Source organism: Stenotrophomonas chelatiphaga, assembly GCF_001431535.1.
In the GTDB taxonomy this organism is placed as follows: Bacteria; Pseudomonadota; Gammaproteobacteria; order Xanthomonadales; family Xanthomonadaceae; genus Stenotrophomonas; species Stenotrophomonas chelatiphaga.
In genome coordinates, this window is record NZ_LDJK01000042.1 from 1 (window position 1) to 17,285 (window position 17,285).

General features: G+C 68.5%; 18 protein-coding genes. 2 read left to right on the forward strand and 16 right to left on the reverse strand.

The annotated features are described in order from the left end of the window. Positions 1 to 550: IclR family transcriptional regulator domain-containing protein (locus tag ABB28_RS09855; RefSeq protein ID WP_057508460.1), on the forward strand; the 550-nt coding region annotated here is incomplete at its 5' end. 249 nt (positions 551 to 799) lie between these two features. On the opposite strand, the gene pcaC is transcribed toward ABB28_RS09855, so the two are convergent. From pcaC to ABB28_RS09935, 16 genes are all read right to left on the reverse strand, one after another. Continuing rightward, positions 800 to 1,183 (reverse strand): 4-carboxymuconolactone decarboxylase, encoded by a 384-nt coding sequence (pcaC, locus tag ABB28_RS09860; RefSeq protein ID WP_057508461.1) that lies wholly within the window; start codon positions 1,181 to 1,183, stop codon positions 800 to 802. A gap of 11 nt (positions 1,184 to 1,194) precedes the next feature. Continuing rightward, on the reverse strand, positions 1,195 to 1,974 hold the full coding sequence (pcaD, locus tag ABB28_RS09865; RefSeq protein ID WP_057508462.1) for a 3-oxoadipate enol-lactonase: 780 nt from the start codon (positions 1,972 to 1,974) through the stop codon (positions 1,195 to 1,197). A gap of 11 nt (positions 1,975 to 1,985) precedes the next feature. Then, on the reverse strand, positions 1,986 to 3,341 hold the full coding sequence (locus ABB28_RS09870) for a 3-carboxy-cis,cis-muconate cycloisomerase (protein WP_057508463.1): 1,356 nt from the start codon (positions 3,339 to 3,341) through the stop codon (positions 1,986 to 1,988). Positions 3,342 to 3,407: 66 nt separating this feature from the next. After that, positions 3,408 to 3,971 carry a protocatechuate 3,4-dioxygenase subunit alpha gene (gene pcaG, locus ABB28_RS09875; RefSeq protein ID WP_057508464.1) on the reverse strand — a complete coding sequence of 188 codons (564 nt, stop codon included), beginning with the start codon at positions 3,969 to 3,971 and terminating at the stop codon, positions 3,408 to 3,410. A gap of 4 nt (positions 3,972 to 3,975) precedes the next feature. Then, a complete protein-coding gene (gene pcaH / locus ABB28_RS09880; RefSeq protein ID WP_057508465.1) occupies positions 3,976 to 4,686 on the reverse strand; it encodes a protocatechuate 3,4-dioxygenase subunit beta in 711 nt (236 codons plus the stop codon). A 105-nt stretch (positions 4,687 to 4,791) separates the two neighbouring features. Continuing rightward, the gene (pcaF, locus tag ABB28_RS09885) at positions 4,792 to 6,006 is read right to left on the reverse strand and encodes a 3-oxoadipyl-CoA thiolase (RefSeq protein ID WP_425479538.1); all 1,215 of its coding nucleotides are present in this window, start codon (positions 6,004 to 6,006) and stop codon (positions 4,792 to 4,794) included. 1 nt (position 6,007) lies between these two features. Beyond that, the gene (locus ABB28_RS09890) at positions 6,008 to 6,655 is read right to left on the reverse strand and encodes a 3-oxoacid CoA-transferase subunit B (RefSeq protein WP_057508466.1); all 648 of its coding nucleotides are present in this window, start codon (positions 6,653 to 6,655) and stop codon (positions 6,008 to 6,010) included. Next, positions 6,652 to 7,344, reverse strand: coding sequence for a 3-oxoacid CoA-transferase subunit A (locus tag ABB28_RS09895; RefSeq protein ID WP_057508467.1), 693 nt, complete (start codon positions 7,342 to 7,344; stop codon positions 6,652 to 6,654). Before ABB28_RS09895 ends, ABB28_RS09890 begins: the two co-directional genes overlap by 4 nt. Positions 7,345 to 7,513: 169 nt before the next feature. Continuing rightward, positions 7,514 to 8,833, reverse strand: coding sequence for an MFS transporter (locus ABB28_RS09900; RefSeq protein ID WP_057508468.1), 1,320 nt, complete (start codon positions 8,831 to 8,833; stop codon positions 7,514 to 7,516). A 49-nt stretch (positions 8,834 to 8,882) separates the two neighbouring features. Next, on the reverse strand, positions 8,883 to 9,764 hold the full coding sequence (aroD, locus tag ABB28_RS09905; protein WP_245625322.1) for a type I 3-dehydroquinate dehydratase: 882 nt from the start codon (positions 9,762 to 9,764) through the stop codon (positions 8,883 to 8,885). Further along, positions 9,764 to 11,071, reverse strand: coding sequence for a carbohydrate porin (locus ABB28_RS09910; protein ID WP_057508469.1), 1,308 nt, complete (start codon positions 11,069 to 11,071; stop codon positions 9,764 to 9,766). Before ABB28_RS09910 ends, aroD begins: the two co-directional genes overlap by 1 nt. A gap of 23 nt (positions 11,072 to 11,094) precedes the next feature. Beyond that, positions 11,095 to 12,606, reverse strand: a complete 1,512-nt coding sequence (locus tag ABB28_RS09915; RefSeq protein WP_057508470.1) for a right-handed parallel beta-helix repeat-containing protein — start codon at positions 12,604 to 12,606, stop codon at positions 11,095 to 11,097. A 226-nt stretch (positions 12,607 to 12,832) separates the two neighbouring features. After that, the gene (locus ABB28_RS09920; protein WP_057508471.1) at positions 12,833 to 14,401 is read right to left on the reverse strand and encodes a protein adenylyltransferase SelO; all 1,569 of its coding nucleotides are present in this window, start codon (positions 14,399 to 14,401) and stop codon (positions 12,833 to 12,835) included. Positions 14,402 to 14,443: 42 nt separating this feature from the next. Beyond that, positions 14,444 to 15,133, reverse strand: coding sequence for a glutathione S-transferase (locus ABB28_RS09925; RefSeq protein WP_057508472.1), 690 nt, complete (start codon positions 15,131 to 15,133; stop codon positions 14,444 to 14,446). Positions 15,134 to 15,293: 160 nt separating this feature from the next. Next, positions 15,294 to 15,503 (reverse strand): cold-shock protein, encoded by a 210-nt coding sequence (locus ABB28_RS09930; protein ID WP_042615064.1) that lies wholly within the window; start codon positions 15,501 to 15,503, stop codon positions 15,294 to 15,296. A 284-nt stretch (positions 15,504 to 15,787) separates the two neighbouring features. Continuing rightward, positions 15,788 to 16,690 (reverse strand): pseudouridine synthase, encoded by a 903-nt coding sequence (locus tag ABB28_RS09935; RefSeq protein WP_057508473.1) that lies wholly within the window; start codon positions 16,688 to 16,690, stop codon positions 15,788 to 15,790. Positions 16,691 to 16,732: 42 nt separating this feature from the next. On the opposite strand from ABB28_RS09935, the gene ABB28_RS09940 reads away from it, so the two are divergent. Beyond that, positions 16,733 to 17,281 (forward strand): YaeQ family protein, encoded by a 549-nt coding sequence (locus ABB28_RS09940; RefSeq protein WP_057508474.1) that lies wholly within the window; start codon positions 16,733 to 16,735, stop codon positions 17,279 to 17,281. The last annotated feature ends 4 nt before the right edge of the window (positions 17,282 to 17,285 follow it).

Sequence of the window (17,285 nt, forward strand, 5' to 3'; positions counted from 1 at the left end):
GCTGGGCCTCGGCGGCGCCTACGTGGCGTCCTCGTCGATGACCGCGGCGGCGCAACCGGTGCTGGATGCGCTGCGCGACGACCTGCACGAGTCGTGTTCGCTGGGCGTGCTCGATGGCGATGACGTGCTGTACATCGCGCGCGCCGAAACCGTGCGCATCATGTCGATCGGCCTGCGCGCCGGCAGCCGACTGCCGTGCTACTGCACGTCGATGGGCCGGGTGCTGCTGGCGGCGCTGCCGCGTGACACGCTGGAAGGCTATCTGGAGCGGACCCCGTTGCGTCCGCGCACCGAACGCACGATCACCCGCATGGACGAGTTCCTGGAGACGTTGGACAAGGTACGGCGCGAAGGCGTGGCGCTGGTCGACCAGGAACTGGAGATCGGCCTGCGTTCGATCGCGGTACCGGTGCTGCGCCGCAGTGGCGAGGTGGTCGGCGCGCTGAACATCGGCACCCAGGCCGGGCGCATCAGCCTGGGCACGATGCAGACACGGATCCTGCCGCGGCTGCGCGAATCCGCGCAGCAGCTGGGGCTGCTGCTGGGCTGAGGCGGAAAGCTGACGGCCAGCGGCCGTCACTACCGTGCAGGATGGGTAGCGCCGAGCCGTCCTCGGCGAGCGCAGCGGCAGCGCAGTGACGACCAACGGTCGTCACCCCCCACGGCGGACGGCCAGCGGCCGTCACTACCGTGCAGGATGGGTAGCGCCGAGCCGTGCTCGGCGAGCGCAGCGGCAGCGCAGTGACGACCAACGGTCGTCACCCACCACGGCGGACGGCCAGCGGCCGTCACTACCGGGTCATCCGGCGGCCTGCTCTTCGAGGATCGGCTTGGCCAGTGCGAAGGCGTGGTTGGCGGCGGGCACGCCGCAGTAGATCGCCGCCTGCAGCAGCGCTTCCTTGATTTCATCCGGCGTGACCCCGTTGTTGCGGGCCGCGCGGATGTGCAGCTTGAACTCTTCGTCGTGCCCCAACGCCACCATCATCACGATGGTCAGCAGCGAGCGGGTATGTCGTGGCAGGCCATCGCGCGTCCACACCGTGCCCCACGCCGTGCGCGTGATGAAGGCCTGGAATTCTTCGGTGAAATCGGTACGTGCCTGCAGCGAGCGCTCCACGTGCGCTTCGCCCAGCACCTCCCGGCGCACGGCCAGGCCGGCTTCGTAACGTTGCTGTTCGTCCATCGTGATGTTCCTCAGGCGTGCAGATGAGCGGCCAGTGCCGCGTTGAACGCGTCCACCGACTCCAGGTTGCAGATATGCCGGCCGGGCACGCTGGCATAGCGTCCCTGCGCCACGCCAGTCGCGATGGCCTGCAGGTCGGCCGGCGGGCAGACCGGGTCCTGGTCACCGGCGATCGCCAGCGTGGGCACGCGGATGTCGGCCAGCCGGTCACGGAAATCGGCATGCCCCACCGCATTGCAGCACCCGGCATACCCTTCGGCGGATGTGGTCAGGAAGCGTTGCAGGATGTCCTCGACCTGCTGCGCGTGGGTCTGCGCGAAGGCCGTGCTGAACCAGCGCTCGCGGGTGCCTTCCAGCAGCGGCTGCAGTCCCGCGGCGCGGACCTGGTCGATGCGCGCGCGCCAGCTTTCCAGGCTGCCGATCTTCGCCGCGGTTGCGGCCACCGTCAGCGAGAGCAGGCGTTCACCGGCGTGCACGCCGAGCCACTGGCCGGTCAGTCCGCCGATCGACAGCCCACAGAAATGGCTGCGCTCGATGCCCAGGTGGTTCCACAGCGCCAGCACGTCGGCGCCGAGGTCATCCACCGTGTACAGGCCCGGCGGCGTGCTGGACAGCCCGTGGCCGCGACGGTCGTAGCGCAGCACGCGGAAGCGGCCGCTGAAGGCCCGCGCCTGCGGTTCCCACATGTGCAGGTCGGTGCCCAGCGAGTTGCAGAAGGTCAGCCAGGGGGCGTCGGCCGGTCCCTCCACCACGTAGCGCAGTCGGTGCCGGGGAAGTTCAAGGAAGGCCATGCAATGCTCCATCACGCATCGTGGGGGACGCGTGCGAGCACGCGGTCGATCCAGGTATCGGCCATGCCGCGCCAGCTGTCGGCGGCGAACAGCGCGTCCAGCTGCGCGCTGTCCAGATGGCGGCTCACTTCCGGGTTGGCCTGCAGCACCTCACGCAGCGGCCGGGCGTGGGCAAGCGCCTGCTGCGCGGCCTGCTCCACCAGCGCATGCGCGGCCGCCTTGCCGATCTGCTCGGCCAGGGTGACCGCCACCGCCTCGGCATACAGCAGGCCGCCGTGGCTGCCCAGGTGCTCCTGCATGCGCTCGCGATCCAATTGCAGGCCCCGCACCACCACCGTCACCTGGGCCAGGCTGCCGGCGCACAGGCGCACGATCTCCGGCACGGTTTCCCACTCCGCATGCCACTGCCCGGCGGCGCGCTCGTGCGCCTGTGGCATCGCGCTGAACAACGTGGACAGCAGGCCGGGCACGCGGGTGGCTGCGGCAATGGCGGCCACGCAGCCCACCGGATTGCGCTTGTGCGGCATCGCCGACGACCCGCCCTTGCCCTCGCCCGCCGGCTCGAAGGCTTCGGCCACCTCGGACTGCATCAGCAACACGATGTCGGTGGCGATCTTGCCCAGGCTGCCGACCAGCAGTGCGAACACACTGCCCAGCTCGGCGATGCGATCGCGGGCGGCATGCCAGGGCAGCGCCGGCAACGGCAGCTGCAGTTCTTCGGCCAGCGCCTGCGCCACGTCCAGGCCACGGTCCTGCAGCGACGCCAGCGTTCCGGCGGCTCCACCGAACTGCAGCACCAGCGTATCGGCATGCAGCGCGTGCAACCGCTGCTGGCTGCGCTGCAGGGCATCCAGCCAGCCGGCGGCCTTCAGCCCGAAGGTGACCGGTACGGCCTGCTGCAACAGGGTGCGCCCCGGCAGGCCGGTGTCACGCTCGGCCTCGGCCAGTGCCGCCAATGCGCTGCACAGCTGCTGCAGTTTCGCCTGCACCTGGCCCACCGCCTGCCGTAGCTGCAGCACTGCTCCGGTATCGATGATGTCCTGGCTGGTGGCGCCCCAATGTACCCACCGCGCGGCCTCGGCATCGTCGGCACGCACGCGCGCGGTCAACGCCTTGACCAGCGGAATGGCCGGGTTGCCCGCCAACGCCGTGGCCTGGGCCAGTGCCGCGATGTCGTACAGCTGCGCGTGGCAGGCCGCTTCGATGGCCGGCAGCGCCGTCTGCGGAATCACTCCGCAGCGGGCCTGCGCGCAGGCCAGCGCGCGCTCCACGTCGAGCATCGCCTGCAGGCGTGCGGCATCGGTGAATCCGGCATCGACGAGCGGATCGCCGAACAGGGCCCCGAGCAGGGAGTGGGTTTCGCTCATGTACCGCCATCCATCCAGAGGGGACCAGCTTACCCACGCCCGCGGTCAGCGGGCGTGGAGAACGGCTCAGTAATCGAAGAAGACCGTCTCGTCCGGCCCCTGCATGTGCACGTTCCAGTGGTACACGCCGTCGCCTTGGGCCTGCGCGAGCAACGTGCCGCGCCGCTCCGCCGGGACCAGGTGCAGGATCGGGTCTTCGTCGTTGCGCGGCTCGTCACTGAAGTAAATCCGTGCGCTGGCCGCACGCAGCAGGCCGCGCATGAACACCAGCACCACCAGGTGCGGCGCCTGTGCCCGGCCACCGGGCCCGGCGACGCTGCCCGGCTTGACCGTGCTGAAGGCGAAGCGACCGTTTTCATCGGTGGGCACCCGCCCCCAGCCGTCGAAGGCCGGATCGTGGTCGTCGCGGCGCGGATCCTCGGCGTGGGCATAGATGCCCTGCGCGTCGGCCTGCCAGATTTCCAGTACCGCATCGGACACCGGCAGCCCGGTGCCATCGAACACCTGGCCGCGTACCTCCACGCGTTCGCCGAGCGCGCTGGGCGGTGCGATCCCGGTGCGATACAGCGGTTCCAGGCCCAGCCGGTAGTACGGCCCCACGGTCTGCCACGGAGTAGATTGGAAACTCATTGGATTACTCCCACACGGTCATCTTGCGGCCGCGCAACACGATGTCGAAGCGGTAGCCGAGGGCGAATTCGTTGGCGCTGGTTTCCCAGTCGAACGCCGATACCATGCGCGCACGCGCCTTGGCGTCGTCCACGCAGTTGAAGATCGGGTCGTATTCCAGCAGCGGATCGCCGGGGAAATACATCTGGGTCACCAGCCGCTGGCCGATGCCTTCGCCGTGCAACGAGAAATGGATGTGCGCCGGGCGCCATGCGTTGTAATGGTTGCGCCACGGATACGCGCCGGGCTTGATGGTGGTGAAGCGGTAGCGGCCGTGCGCGTCAGTCAGCACCTGGCCGGTGCCCTTGAAGTTCGGATCCAGCGGCGCATCGTGCTGGTCGCCCTTGTGCAGGTAACGGCCGGCGGCATTGCACTGCCACACCTCCACCACACTGTTGCGCACCGGGCGGCCGTTTTCGTCCAGCACGCGGCCGCTGACGATGATGCGCTCGCCCAGCGGCTCACCGGCGAACCCGGCGGTGAGATCCGCCGCATGCGCGCCCAGGGTGGTGCGGTCCAGGGTCGGGCCGGTCACTTCGGACAGCGTGACCGGGATCGCGATCGGATCCCGGCTGGGCCCGCGCTTGGCGGTGGATGCGTACGGCAGGTGGATACGGGGCGGCTGGGTGCCGGGATATGGCTTTCGATAGCCGCGCAGTTCAGTGGGATCGCTCATCGCGTACTCCGGTTGGCAGGCGGCCCGCAGGCCGCGGCTGGTGCATTCGCGCACGCTGCCACGCAGGGCGGGCAGCGGCTGTGAAACAGGAGGGGGAAACCGGGCTCACACCCGTTCGATGGCCAGTGCCACGCCCTGGCCGACCCCGATGCACATGGTAGCCAGACCACGCCGGCCGCCGCTGGCTTCCAGCTGGCGCATCAAGGTCAACGCGATGCGTGCGCCGCTCATGCCCAGCGGGTGGCCGAGCGCGATCGCACCGCCATTGGCATTGACGTGTGGCGCATCGTCGGCGAGGCCGAGTTCACGCAGGCAGGCCAGTCCCTGCGAGGCGAAGGCCTCGTTGAGTTCAATGGCATCGAAGTCGGCGATCGACAGGCCCAGGCGGGCCAGCAGCCGGCGCGTCGCCGGCACCGGCCCCATGCCCATCACCGACGGCTCCACGCCCGCACTGGCGAAACCGAGGATGCGTGCACGCGGGGTCAGGCCCAGCGCCTGCACCTGCGCGGCGGAAGCCAGCAGCAGCGCAGCCGCGCCGTCGTTGATACCCGATGCGTTGCCCGCGGTCACGCTGCCAGGCTGGCGGAACAGCGGCTTCAAGCGGGCCAGCGCCTCCAGCGTGGTATCCGCACGCGGGTGTTCATCGTGCTCCACGCGCACGGTCTCCCCACGCCTGCGGCCCGGCACATCGACCGCGATGATCTCGCCGTCGAAGAAGCCCGCCTGCTGCGCCGCCGCGGCGCGCTGCTGGCTGCGCAGCGCGAACCGATCCTGGTCCTCGCGGGAGATCGCATGGCGCTCGGCCACGTTCTCGGCGGTCTGGCCCATGGTCTCCACGCCATGCAGTTCGCGCAGGCGCGGATTGATGAAACGCCAGCCCATGGTGGTGTCTTCCAGGACCTGGTCACGCGCGAACGGGGTACCGGCCTTGCCCATCACCATCGGCGCGCGCGACATCGATTCCACGCCACCGGCGATGGCCAGGCCCAGTTCGCCGGCAGCGATGCCGCGTGCCACCGTGCCGATGGCATCCAGCCCGGAACCGCACAGCCGGTTGACCGTGCTGCCGGGCACGGTCACCGGCAGGCCCGCCAGCAGCAGGCTCATCCGCGCGACGTTGCGGTTGTCTTCGCCGGCCTGGTTGGTGCAGCCCAGGTAGACCTCTTCGATCAACGCCGGATCCAATCCCGGGTGGCGCGCCAGCAGCGCCTGCAGCGGGATCGCGCCGAGGTCATCGGCACGCACGCCGGCCAGCGCGCCCGCATAGCGCCCGATCGGCGTGCGGATTCCATCAATTATGTAGGTGTCATGCAGGCGCATCTCAGGCTCCTTCGGCCAGCTGCAGCGGCAGCCCGGTCAGTTCGCGCAGCATCTCCAGGCTGGCACCGTCGACCATCTCCACCACGCGCGCGCCGTCGGCGCCCACGTCGAACACGCCGACATCGGTATACACGCGCGATACGCAACGCAGGCCGGTCAGCGGATAGCTGCATTCGGCAACCAGCTTGCTCTCACCCTGCTTGGTCAGCAGGTCCATCATCACGAACACCTGCTTGGCCCCGATCGCCAGGTCCATCGCGCCGCCGACGGCGGGAATCGCATCGGGCGCCCCGGTGCTCCAGTTGGCCAGGTCGCCGTGTGCCGATACCTGGAAGGCGCCCAGCACGCAGATGTCCAGGTGGCCGCCGCGCATCATCGCGAACGAATCGGCATGGTGGAAGTAGCAGCCGCCCTGCAGCAGCGTCACCGGCTGCTTGCCGGCATTGATCAGGTCCGGGTCTTCCTCGCCGGTGGCCGGCGCAGGGCCCATGCCGAGCAGGCCGTTCTCGCTCTGCAGGAAGATCTCCTTGTCGGCGGGCAGGAAGTTGGCCACGGTGGTCGGCAGGCCGATGCCCAGGTTGACGTAGGCTCCTTCGGGGATATCGCGCGCCACGCGCGCGGCCATCTGCTGGCGGCTCAAGCGGTTCATGCCGCGCTCCTGTCCAGTGCCTGCGCACTGTCGACGGCCACCACGCGCTGCACGAAGATGCCCGGCGTCACCACCGCTTCCGGATCCAGTTCGCCCAGCGCCACCACTTCGCGCACCTGCACGATCGCACAGCGCGCGGCCATCGCCATCAGCGGGCCGAAGTTGCGCGCGGTCTTGCGGTAGACCAAGTTGCCCCAGCGGTCACCCCGGTCGGCCTTGATCAGCGCGAAGTCAGCATGCAGCGGAAGCTCCAGCACGTAATGGCGCCCGTCGATCTCCCGCGTTTCCTTGCCTTCGGCCAGCTGCGTGCCGAAACCGGTGGGGGTGAAGATCGCGCCGAGCCCGGAGCCGGCGGCGTGGATGCGCGCGGCCAGGTTGCCCTGCGGCACCAGTTCCAGTTCGATCTCACCGGCCTTGTAGGCGGTATCGAAATGCTGCGAATCGGACTGCCGCGGGAACGAGCAGACCATGCGGCGCACGCGCTTGTGACGGATCAGCGCGGCCAGTCCGGAATCCCCGTTGCCGGCATTGTTGTTGATGATGGTCAGCTCACGCGCGCCTTGTTCGATCAGCGCATCGATCAGCGCATCGGGCATGCCGGCGGTACCAAATCCGCCGATCATCACCGTTGCACCGTCATGGATGTCGGCCACAGCAGCTGCTGCATCGGCCACGGTCTTGTCGATCACTGCATTGCTCCCTGCACCACCCCTGCATGGCCGATGGCGGCAGGCGGTGATGCGACGTACGAAGAAGAACCCGATACCCACATGGTCGCCATGCTGGCCCGGACGGTCAATCCGATATTCGGACATGCCGTTCGATAATCGAACACTGCCTCAGGTGCGGATGGGCCGCTCATGTGCGCACCTGCCCAACGCCGACGCGCAGCCGCAGGCACGCCCATGCCGCCAGCCCCAGCGGCAGCGCGCACAGCACGTACAGCGCCGACGGCTGCCACCCTCGATCGACCAGCAGGCCGACGCTGAGCGGTGACAGGATGGCGCCAACCCGGCCGATGCCGATCGCCCAGCCCAGGCCGGTGGTACGCACGTCCGCGGCGAACACCACCGGGGCGGCCGCATACAGGCCCGCCATCGCACCGAACAGCGCCGCGCCGATCACGAAGGCCACCGGGAAGGCGACGCCGAGGGTGGTGTTGAAGCCGGCAAATACCAGCATCGCTCCCATCGCCAGCAGCAGGCTGGCGGCGGTCAACCGGGACAGCGCCCAGCGCGAGGCCAGCCAGCCGAACAGGCTGCCGCCGACGATGCCACCGAGGTTGAGCAGCACGCCGCCAGTGATGCCCTGCTGCGCCGACACGCCGGCAGACACCAACAGCTTCGGGGTCCAGCTCAGCACGAAGTAGAACGCGAACATGTGCAGGAAGAACGCCAGCGCGATGAACACCGCGACCGGTCGCAGGTCACCGACGAACAGCGCGGCATACCCCTTGCGCCGGCCATCGCGCGACGGCGCCGGCGGCAAGGCCTGCAGCGGTGTCATCTGCATCCGCGCCAGCAGCGTGTTCAAGCGCGGCAAGGCGTCTGCCGGGCGCCGGGCGACCAGGAAATCCAGTGACTCGGGCAGGCATGCCATCACCAGCGGGATGCACAGCAGCGAGGCCGCCGCGCCGATCAGGAACACGCTGTGCCAGCTGAAGTGCTGCAGCATCCAGGCGGCCAGCACCCCGCCCAAGGTGGCACCGATCGGGTAGCCGGTCGCCTGCAGGGCCACCGCCGTGCTGCGCCACTTGGCGTTGGCATATTCGGCGGTGATCACCCCGACGCCAGCCAGCATGCCGCCGATGCCGATGCCGGTGAATACACGCAGCGCGGCCAGCTGCCAGGCCGTGGCGGCCAGCGCGGACAGTGCCATGCCCACGGTCAGGATCACCAGGCAGCACATGATCATCGGCCGGCGGCCCCAGCGATCTGCCAGCGGGGCCAGCAGGAAGGAGCCCAGTGCCATGCCGACCAGGCCGGCGCTGAGCATCATCCCCAGCGCCTTGCCGGACAATCCCCAGTCACTGGAAACGTGCGGCGCGGTGAACGCCATCACCATCACGTCGAAGCCGTCGAGCATGTTCAACAGCACGCAGATGGCAATGGCCGTCCACTGGAACGGGGTCATCTTTTCAAGGACCAGCGGTGGGGCGCTTGCGGAGGGACTGCTCATGCGGAATACCTGCGACGACACACGATGGAAGGAGGCTGGCAGGCGCGCTTCAACGGCCGGCCTGGCCGGAGGCATGGATGACCTGGAGCACGGATTGCAGCTGCTCCACCTCGACCTGACCGGGCGCGGAGGGCGTGCCGATCATGCCGAAGGTCATCGCCTGGCCGAAGGTCTCCCCGGCCAGCCGCGAGACCACGCCGGTGCCGCCCATCGCCATCGTCAGCAACGGGCGGTCGCTCTGCTGGCGCACCTGCCAGGTGGCGTCCAGCAGCGCCAGCACGTCGCCGGCATCACGCGGCATCACCGCGATCTTCAGCACGTCCGCCCCCATCGCCTGCTGCCTGAGCAGTCGCGCGACGATCTCTTCGCGCGGCGGCGTGGCGTGGAAGTCATGGCTGGACATCACCACCTTGGCACCGGCCCCGTGCGCCGCGTCGACCAGTGACTGCACCACCTGCCGATCACGGAACATCTCCACGTCCAGCATCTGCACGAAGCCGCCGCGCAGCAGGGTGGCGTACAGCGCGCCGTAGTCGGCATCGCTGATCGCCTTGCTGCCGCCCTCGGCCTGGGTGCGGAAGGTCACGATCAGTGGCTTGCCTGCCAACGCCTGCTCGATGCGCTTGCCCAGCGCGAGCAGCGCGGTGCCGTCGGTGGCGATATCCAGGTAATCGATCCGCCACTCGGCGATATCGGTGGACGCGCTGGCGGCGATCACCTTCGCCTGCTGCAGCGCCTGCTCCGCCGTCGCCGCGGTGATCGGCACGATGGTCTTGGGCATGCCCTCGCCGATCCGCATCGTGCCGATCTGCAACGGTCTGATGGCCGGCGGCGCGGCCTGCACGGCAGGAATCGAAGTGGCGCAGGCCATGGCCAGCAACAGGGGCATCAACGCGCGCATGGGAGTCACCGGATAGGAATAGAAACGCATCAGAAGGTCACCTTGGCCTGCACGCCGAGCGCCCAGGCGTTGTCGGTGCGGGTGTAGGCGAAGGTGCCCGGATTGACGATGTACTGCACGTCCGGGCGGATCATCAGCCACGGCGTGACCTGCACGCTGTAGGACAGTTCGAACAGTTCCTCGGCCTGGCTGAGGTGGTACAGCGGCGAGTCGCCAGGCACACCGGCATCGACCAGCGAGGCGCGGCGGGCGTCGATCAGGCGGCGGTTGATGTCCGCGCCAACGTAGCCCAGCGCGATGCTGTCCTGGGGGCGTGAACCAATGCCCTGGTAGACGCCCCCCAGTGCATACCAGCGGCGGATCTGCGCGGTATCGGTGTCGGACACCATGTATTGGGCAAAGGCGGTCAGGCCGCGCTCCGGGTCACCGGCTTCACGGGTCAGACGCTGTTCGGCCAGCAGGTAGCCGCCATGGCGGCCGGTGGTGGCAGCAGACTCGAGCCCACGCCGCGCCACGCGTGAAGTGTCGTAGTAGCCGCCGAACTTGTAGACGCCGGGATGATCACCGCCCTTGCCGGGCGTCCAGGTCAGCTCTACCGGGAACAACGACCCGGTGGTGCCGGAAGCGAACGGCCGGAAGGCGTTGCGTTCGATGTTGCCGCCCAGGTTCGGATTGACCTGGAACCAGCCGGTCCGCACGTTCAGCGCCGGGCTCACCTGCTGGGCGATTTCACCGCCCCAGCGCGCCACCGGGTAGTTGTACCAGCCGCTGTTGCCGGACATCGCCAACGGATGCGCGCAGAACGCCGCATTGACGAAATGGGTCAGCAGGCTGTGCAGCCCGAACTGGTTGCCCATCGCGTAGTAGCCCAGCTTGAAGTACGACTGGCCATCGGCGAACTTCTGGTCGTAACTGAGCTCGGTCAGGCGCGTGTACTGGCCGCCGTAGGCTTCCTGGATCGGGAAACGATTGCCGACGAAGTCCACCGAGGTGCTGCGGCCGCGGCGGTCATTGAGGGTGACGTGCAGCGTGCCGCCGTCCCAACCGGCCAGCTTGCCCATGTCCAGGTCCATGCCCACGCGGACCTGCTGCGCGTAGCGCGCGCCGGTCTCACCGTAGCCGCCGTCGACCACGCCCATCGCTTCACCGACGTAGTCGCCGCGGAATGCGATGCCGCGCGCGGCCAGCTCGCTGCGCGTGCCACCCCAGTCACCGGTGAGCGTCTGGCCGTCGTAGGCGTTGGCATTGGGGGATTGCGCGCTGGCCAGCATCGGCACCAGCAGGGCGGCCACGGTGGCGGTGGCCAGCAGGCAGGAAGTGGTGGAGGTGGAGGTCATCGCAGGGTCCCGGAAGGAAGTCATCAGCGCAGCGCCAGCGGCGTGCTCAACGGAGAGGTGGCGCCCAGCGCGGAGGTCAGCGTGGCGGTGACCGTGGCCAGCCCGGCGCCCTCGCCCGCATCAGCCAGCGGCACCGCGAAGCGCCCCTGCCCCTGTGCATCGGTGACCGCCTGCACCGTGCCCAGCACGCGTTCGGCTTCGCTGCCGTCCTTGGCCGTGTTGCCGAACAATTCAACCTGGTAGCGCTGGTTCGGCGCGCCGTTGAACACCCCGTGTACGACGCGGGCAGCCCCCCTGCCCTGCACCGATTGCAGCGTCGGTGCAGCCTGGCCGAGGTTGGCCGGCGGCTGGCATTCGGCCCGGCCGGCGGCGCTGCAGATGCGTGCACGCCTGGACGGGTCATTGTCCACGCCGCGGCCGCGGGATCCCTTGAAACTGGCATGTTCCAGTCCCGGCACACCGAACACGATCGCACCGCGTGCCTGGCCCGGCGCACACGCGCCACCGGCCTCGCAGCGTTCGATGTGCAGCCCATTGCCGGACAGACGGTTGCCGGTGAAGCGGTTGGCTGCACTGACCGGCTGCGGACGCACCGCGATGCCGATGCCATTGCCGGTGACGGTGTTGCCATCGACCACGTTGCCGCTGCCGGTGATGCTCAGGCCGATGGAGTTGCCGGTGAAGGTATTGGCGGCGATGTAGTTGCGGTTGCCCCAGTTGATCTGCAGGCCATCGGAATAATCGACGAAGCGGTTGTGCACCACGCTGTTGTCGTTGCCCCACAGGATTTCGATGCCCTGCGAGGGTTCCGGATTGGCGTCGGTGGACTGGAACAGGTTGTCGGCCACCAGGTTCCAGGCCGCGCCACGGGTCAGCTCCAGGCCATCGCCGTTGTCCAGGAACACGTTGCGCACGATCCGGTTGTGCACGGTGGTGGTGGGCGTGGACTGGCCCTTGCCATCATCGCCGGTGAGCATGATGCCAGCGCCGCCCTTGTTGGCGACGATGCGGTTGTCATGGATCTCGCTGTGGCTGGCGCGGTTGATCAGCACGCCGATGCAGAAGTTGCGGATCTCCAGCCCGGCCAGCTCCACGCCCTGCGTATCACGCAGCACCAGCCCGGGCAGCGTGGTGGTGCGCACGTTGGTGCCCGACTGGCCCGGCTCGGCACCCGGGCAGGCATCGGTACCGCTGCCGGTGACATAGGCCGAACCATCGATGGCCACGTGCACGCCCTCGCGTGCCCACGGCGCGCCGACGATCTGCACCGGGCCGACGATCTCCGGCAACGGCGAGGCCGGGCGGATCACGTACGGGGCCTGGCCGACCGCTTCGATTTCGATCCGGTGGCGGCCGGGGGCCTGGTTGGCGGTGGTGATCGCCCAGCGCAGCGAGCCCGGCGCCGCATCGTCGGCGTACCGGTCCACGCGCAGCACCTGCAGCGCCTCGCGCGGCGGTTCGGCCTGGTAAGCCAGCGCCAGCGATGGCAGCGCGGCAAGCAGGGACAGGGAAACGGCAGACAGACGACGATGCATGCGAACTCCGCACAGGTGGAAGGAATCCCGGCGGTCTTCCCCTGCACCTGGCTTCAGCACCGTCATGGCACTGCCCTCGCCCCGCCAGGGGTGGATCGCTTGGAACGAGGATGAAAGTAGTTTTATCGCACTGCACCATTCAAGTGCGTTTATCGACTGCGTGTGCGATTACCGAACTTAACGGGTAGTACCATCGTCGTACAGACGGATCCCCCAACTGCGCGCCTCAGGAACTGCAGGACAGCATCGAACAGCCGGCCTTGTGATCAGCCCATGCCGGGCGCCTGCCGGCGTAATGCTCCAGCCCCGCCCGTTCGGTATACGGATCACGCAGGACCTCCTGCAGCGCCCGCACGCCGCCCATGTCGCCCTCGCTGGCGCGCTCGATCGCTTCCTGGGCCAGCCAGTTGCGCAGCACGTACAGCGGGTTGGCGCGCGTCATCCGCGCGATCCGTTCCGCTGCCTCGAGCGGATCGGCACGCAGGCGCGTGGCGTAGTCGTGCAGCCATTGCAGCAGCGGCTCGCGCACCGCTGCCTGGCGTGCGGGGTCGTAGAACACGCCATCGAGCACCGCGGGATCCGGCGACGCCACGTCCAGCCCGATCAGCGCCCGGTACGCCAGGGTCATGTCCATCGCCCCGTCCTGCATCAGCTGCTGCCAGCGCTGGTGCAGCTGCAGGTCGGCCGCATCGGCTGCGGACAGGCCCAGCTTCGCCGCCACGTCGCGCCGGGTGCAGGCGGCCAGCGTGGCCTGGAAGGCATCCAGTCCAGCCTGCAGCGGCTGCACGTCGGCAAACAGTGGCGCCAGCGCCTGCGCCAGCCGGGTGAGGTTCCAGAACACCACCTGCGGCTGGGTACCGAAGCGGTAACGGCGTCCCTGCGCATCGGTGGTGTTGGGCGTCCAGTCCGGATCGTAGTCTTCCACCCAACCGTACGGACCATAGTCGATGGTGAGACCGAGCACGGACATGTTGTCGGTGTTCATCACGCCGTGGACAAAGCCCACGCGCATCCAGTGCGCCACCATTTCCGCACTGCGCACGGCGATCTGGCCGAACCAGTCGCCCAGCAGCGCTTCGCCGCTGCCCTGCAGTTCGGGGAAATCGCGCGCGATGCAGGTGTCCGCCATCTGCTGCAGCAGCTCCTGTTCGCCGCGCGATGCGGGCAGCTCGAAGCTGCCGAAGCGCAGGAACGAAGGCGCCACGCGGCACACGATGGCACCGGGTTCGATGTCCGGATGACCGTCGTAGAACATGTCGCGCAACACGCCCTCGCCGCTGCCGACCAGCGACAGTGCGCGCGTGGTGGGCACGCCCAGATGGTGCATCGCCTCGCTGCACAGGAACTCACGTATCGACGAACGCAGCACGGCGCGCCCATCGGCGCCGCGCGAATACGGCGTCGGTCCGGCGCCCTTCAGTTGCAGCTCCCAGTGGCGCCCGTCGGCGGCGACCAGTTCCCCCAGCGAGATCGCCCGTCCGTCGCCCAGTTGCCCAGCCCAGCGACCGAACTGATGGCCGCCGTAGTTGGCGGCCCACGGCTGCATGCCCTGCAGCAGCGCGTTGCCGGCGAACACCTCGGCAAAATCCACGCTGTCCACGAAGCCGGCCGGAAGTCCCAGCAGGTCGGCCACTTCGGGCCACACCGCCAGCGTGGACGGCGCGGTGACCGGCGTCGGCATCACCGCCGACCAGGCCGCGCCGCGTACCTCACGGCGCTGGTTGGACGGCTCCGGGTCGCCGGGAAGGCGCTGGATCAGGCGGTTGTCGAAACGGAGGGTGTCAGCAGTATCCATGCCCCCCACATGGGGGCGGCCGGACCCAGCGGCAAGACGCACTCAGCGCCCGCTGAGCGCCTCCAGGCTGCCGCCGCGGGCCACGGCACGCTGGTAGCCCGGGCGCTGTTCGATGCGCTGCAGGAAGCCGCGCAGAGCCGGCTTGTCGGCCAACCCATCGCCGCGGCTGGCGGCGGCCTGGATCGGGAAGCTCATCTGGATATCGGCGGCGGTGAAGCGCTTGCCGGCAAACCACGGGCTGGCGGCCAGCCGCTGCTCCATCCAGTCCAGGTGCAGGCGGCGCTGCGGCCCGACGAACCCCTTTTCGGCCTTGTCGGCGATCGCGCGCGCGATGGGTTTGGCGAAGAACGGCATCGGCGCGTTGCGGATCCGCGACATCACCAGGGTCAGCAGCATCGGCGGCATCGCCGAACCTTCGGCGTAATGCAGCCAGTAACGGTAGGCCATGCGCTCGTCCGAAGCGGCCGGCAGCGGCGCAGGCGACAACACGCGCTCGCTGTCATAGCTGTCGGCCAGGTAATCCAGGATGGCACCGGATTCGGCCAGCACCCGCGTGCCGTCCTGCAGCACCGGGGCCTTGCCCAGCCCATGCACCTGCCGCAGTTCCGGCGGCGCCAGCATGGTCTTCGCATCACGCGCGTACTGCTTCAGCTCGTAGGCCAGCCCGAGTTCTTCCAGCATCCACAGCACGCGCAGCGAGCGGGAGTTGTCGAGGTGATGGACGATGAGCATGCGGGCGAATCCGTGGAGTCAGGTGGGTACAGGGTAGAGAGCGGGGATCGGCGAACGCGTGACGACCAACGGTCGCCACCCACCACCGCAATCCAGGCAAAAAAAAACGCCGGAAGCTTTCGCTTCCGGCGTTTCTGGCTACCTTACGGCAGCAAGCGGATCAGACCGCCTGCACCTGGTCAGCCTGCATGCCCTTCTGGCCCTGCACGGCGACGAAGGTCACCTTCTGGCCTTCCTGCAGCGACTTGAAGCCGTTGCCCTGGATGGCACGGAAGTGCACGAACAGGTCCGGGCCGCTTTCCGGGGTGATGAAGCCGAAGCCCTTGGCATCGTTGAACCACTTGACGGTACCGCTCTGACGATCAGACATCTTTGAAACTCCTGAAACAATGTGAAATAAATCGCAGCCACCGGATATCGGGGCCGAGACTGAGTTGCAGGCGTTGGCAAAGCGGATCGATGGAGCAGATCGTGAGATCAACTGCACCAGGCCACGATTTACGGTGACCCTAGCAAACACAGTGAGACGGACGATACGCGTGTTTGTTCTAAAAAGCGATAGGCAGTGCGTTCATGGTCCACCGCCCGGGCGCAGCTGTGCCAAGGCGCGAGCCCGGATCGGGGCGCAAGCGGCCTCCCAATTCAGTTTCCGCCCTACGCCTCTGCCGGTGCAGCCAGCGTCAAGGTGCTGGTGAAGCAGCGCGGTTCACCGCTGAAGGGGTCGCTGAACGACAGGCGTCGCGCCAGCAGTTGCAGCGGTCGGCGATAGTCACCCGGCGGCTGCGGCGCGTAGGCCGGATACAGGTCATCGCCCAGGATCGGCGCCCCCAGGGCCGCCATGTGCACGCGCAGCTGGTGCTTGCGCCCGGTCACCGGCTGCAGCCGGTAGCGCCAGACCGGACCCTGGCGGTCGACCACCTCGATGCGGGTCTCGCTGTTGGGCTCGCCCTGCGCTTCGCGCATGCAGTGGAACGGTTCGCCTTTCTGCAGCCGGCTGTGGCGCTGCAGCGGGAACGACCGCCCCGGCAGCGCGGGCGCCAGCGCCTCGTAGACCTTGTCGATCCGGCGCTCACGGAACAGCCGCTGGTAGGCATCCCGGCTGTCGCGGCGGGTGGAGAACAGCACCAGCCCGGCGGTCAGGCGGTCCAGCCGGTGCAACGGCACCAGGTCCGTGTTGCCGGTGGCGGCCACCAGCCGGGCCAACAGGGTCTGCTGCACATGGCCGCCGGCCGGCACCACCGGCAGGAAATGCGGCTTGTCGGCCACCAGCAGGTGGGCGTCGTGGTGCACGATGCGCTCGGCGAAGGGGATGACCGGTTCATCTTCGACTTCACGGAAGTAGCGGATTTCCAGGCCCACCTGCCAGGGCTGGCCGGGGCGCAGCGCCCTGCCTTGCGCATCCTGCACCCGTCCGCGCTGGAAGCGGTCCTGCCACTGGGCGCGGCTGACCCGCGGAAAGCGGGCGCAGAGCCCGTCCAGCAGGCTGTCCCAGCTGCCCGGGGGCAGCTGCAGGCGGCTGGCGGCAACGACGGGAAGGATCGGATCGGACGGGGTCATGGCGCACCCATTATCATGGTGCTCTTTGTCCACGGAAGCCTCATGGCCCTCACCGCCACCATCCGCAAGGCCGAGTTGCAGATCAGCGACATGGATCGCGGCTACTACGCGACCCATAACCTCACCCTCGCCCAGCACCCGTCAGAGACCGACGAGCGCTTGATGGTGCGTCTGCTGGCTTTCGCGCTCAATGCCGAGGACCGGCTGGAGTTCGGCCGCGGGCTGAGCACCGACGACGAACCGGATCTGTGGGAACAGGACTACACCGGTGACATCCTGCGCTGGATCGACCTGGGCCACCCGGACGAATCGCGCGTGCGCAAAGCCTGCAACCGCAGCCGCCAGGTGCAGGTGGTGACCTACGCCGGGCATGCATCGGATGTGTGGTGGCAGAAGCAGGGCAAGGCGCTGGAGCGCTTCAACAACCTGTCCGTGCTGGACCTGCCGGGCGCCTTCGTGGAGCAGTGGAGCCAGCAGATCCAGCGTGCCATGCGCTGGAGCGTGCTGATCCAGGACGCCGAAGTGCAGCTGATCAACGACCAGATGCAGCTGGATGTCATCCCGGCCTGGCGCAAGCGCGCCAAGGAGTGAGCAG

Coding starts and splice junctions, on each gene's coding strand:
- ABB28_RS09900 (WP_057508468.1), bottom strand. CDS start 8,833: ATGAGCAGTCCCTCCGCAAGCGCCCCACCGCTGGTCCTTGAAAAGATG.
- ABB28_RS09930 (WP_042615064.1), bottom strand. CDS start 15,503: ATGTCTGATCGTCAGAGCGGTACCGTCAAGTGGTTCAACGATGCCAAG.
- pcaG (WP_057508464.1), bottom strand. CDS start 3,971: ATGAGTTTCCAATCTACTCCGTGGCAGACCGTGGGGCCGTACTACCGG.
- ABB28_RS09910 (WP_057508469.1), bottom strand. CDS start 11,071: ATGACCTCCACCTCCACCACTTCCTGCCTGCTGGCCACCGCCACCGTG.
- ABB28_RS09925 (WP_057508472.1), bottom strand. CDS start 15,133: ATGCTCATCGTCCATCACCTCGACAACTCCCGCTCGCTGCGCGTGCTG.
- ABB28_RS09870 (WP_057508463.1), bottom strand. CDS start 3,341: ATGAGCGAAACCCACTCCCTGCTCGGGGCCCTGTTCGGCGATCCGCTC.
- pcaF (WP_425479538.1), bottom strand. CDS start 6,006: ATGCGCCTGCATGACACCTACATAATTGATGGAATCCGCACGCCGATC.
- pcaH (WP_057508465.1), bottom strand. CDS start 4,686: ATGAGCGATCCCACTGAACTGCGCGGCTATCGAAAGCCATATCCCGGC.
- pcaC (WP_057508461.1), bottom strand. CDS start 1,183: ATGGACGAACAGCAACGTTACGAAGCCGGCCTGGCCGTGCGCCGGGAG.
- ABB28_RS09915 (WP_057508470.1), bottom strand. CDS start 12,606: ATGCATCGTCGTCTGTCTGCCGTTTCCCTGTCCCTGCTTGCCGCGCTG.
- ABB28_RS09890 (WP_057508466.1), bottom strand. CDS start 6,655: ATGAACCGCTTGAGCCGCCAGCAGATGGCCGCGCGCGTGGCGCGCGAT.
- ABB28_RS09940 (WP_057508474.1), top strand. CDS start 16,733: ATGGCCCTCACCGCCACCATCCGCAAGGCCGAGTTGCAGATCAGCGAC.
- ABB28_RS09920 (WP_057508471.1), bottom strand. CDS start 14,401: ATGGATACTGCTGACACCCTCCGTTTCGACAACCGCCTGATCCAGCGC.
- ABB28_RS09935 (WP_057508473.1), bottom strand. CDS start 16,690: ATGACCCCGTCCGATCCGATCCTTCCCGTCGTTGCCGCCAGCCGCCTG.
- aroD (WP_245625322.1), bottom strand. CDS start 9,764: ATGCGTTTCTATTCCTATCCGGTGACTCCCATGCGCGCGTTGATGCCC.
- pcaD (WP_057508462.1), bottom strand. CDS start 1,974: ATGGCCTTCCTTGAACTTCCCCGGCACCGACTGCGCTACGTGGTGGAG.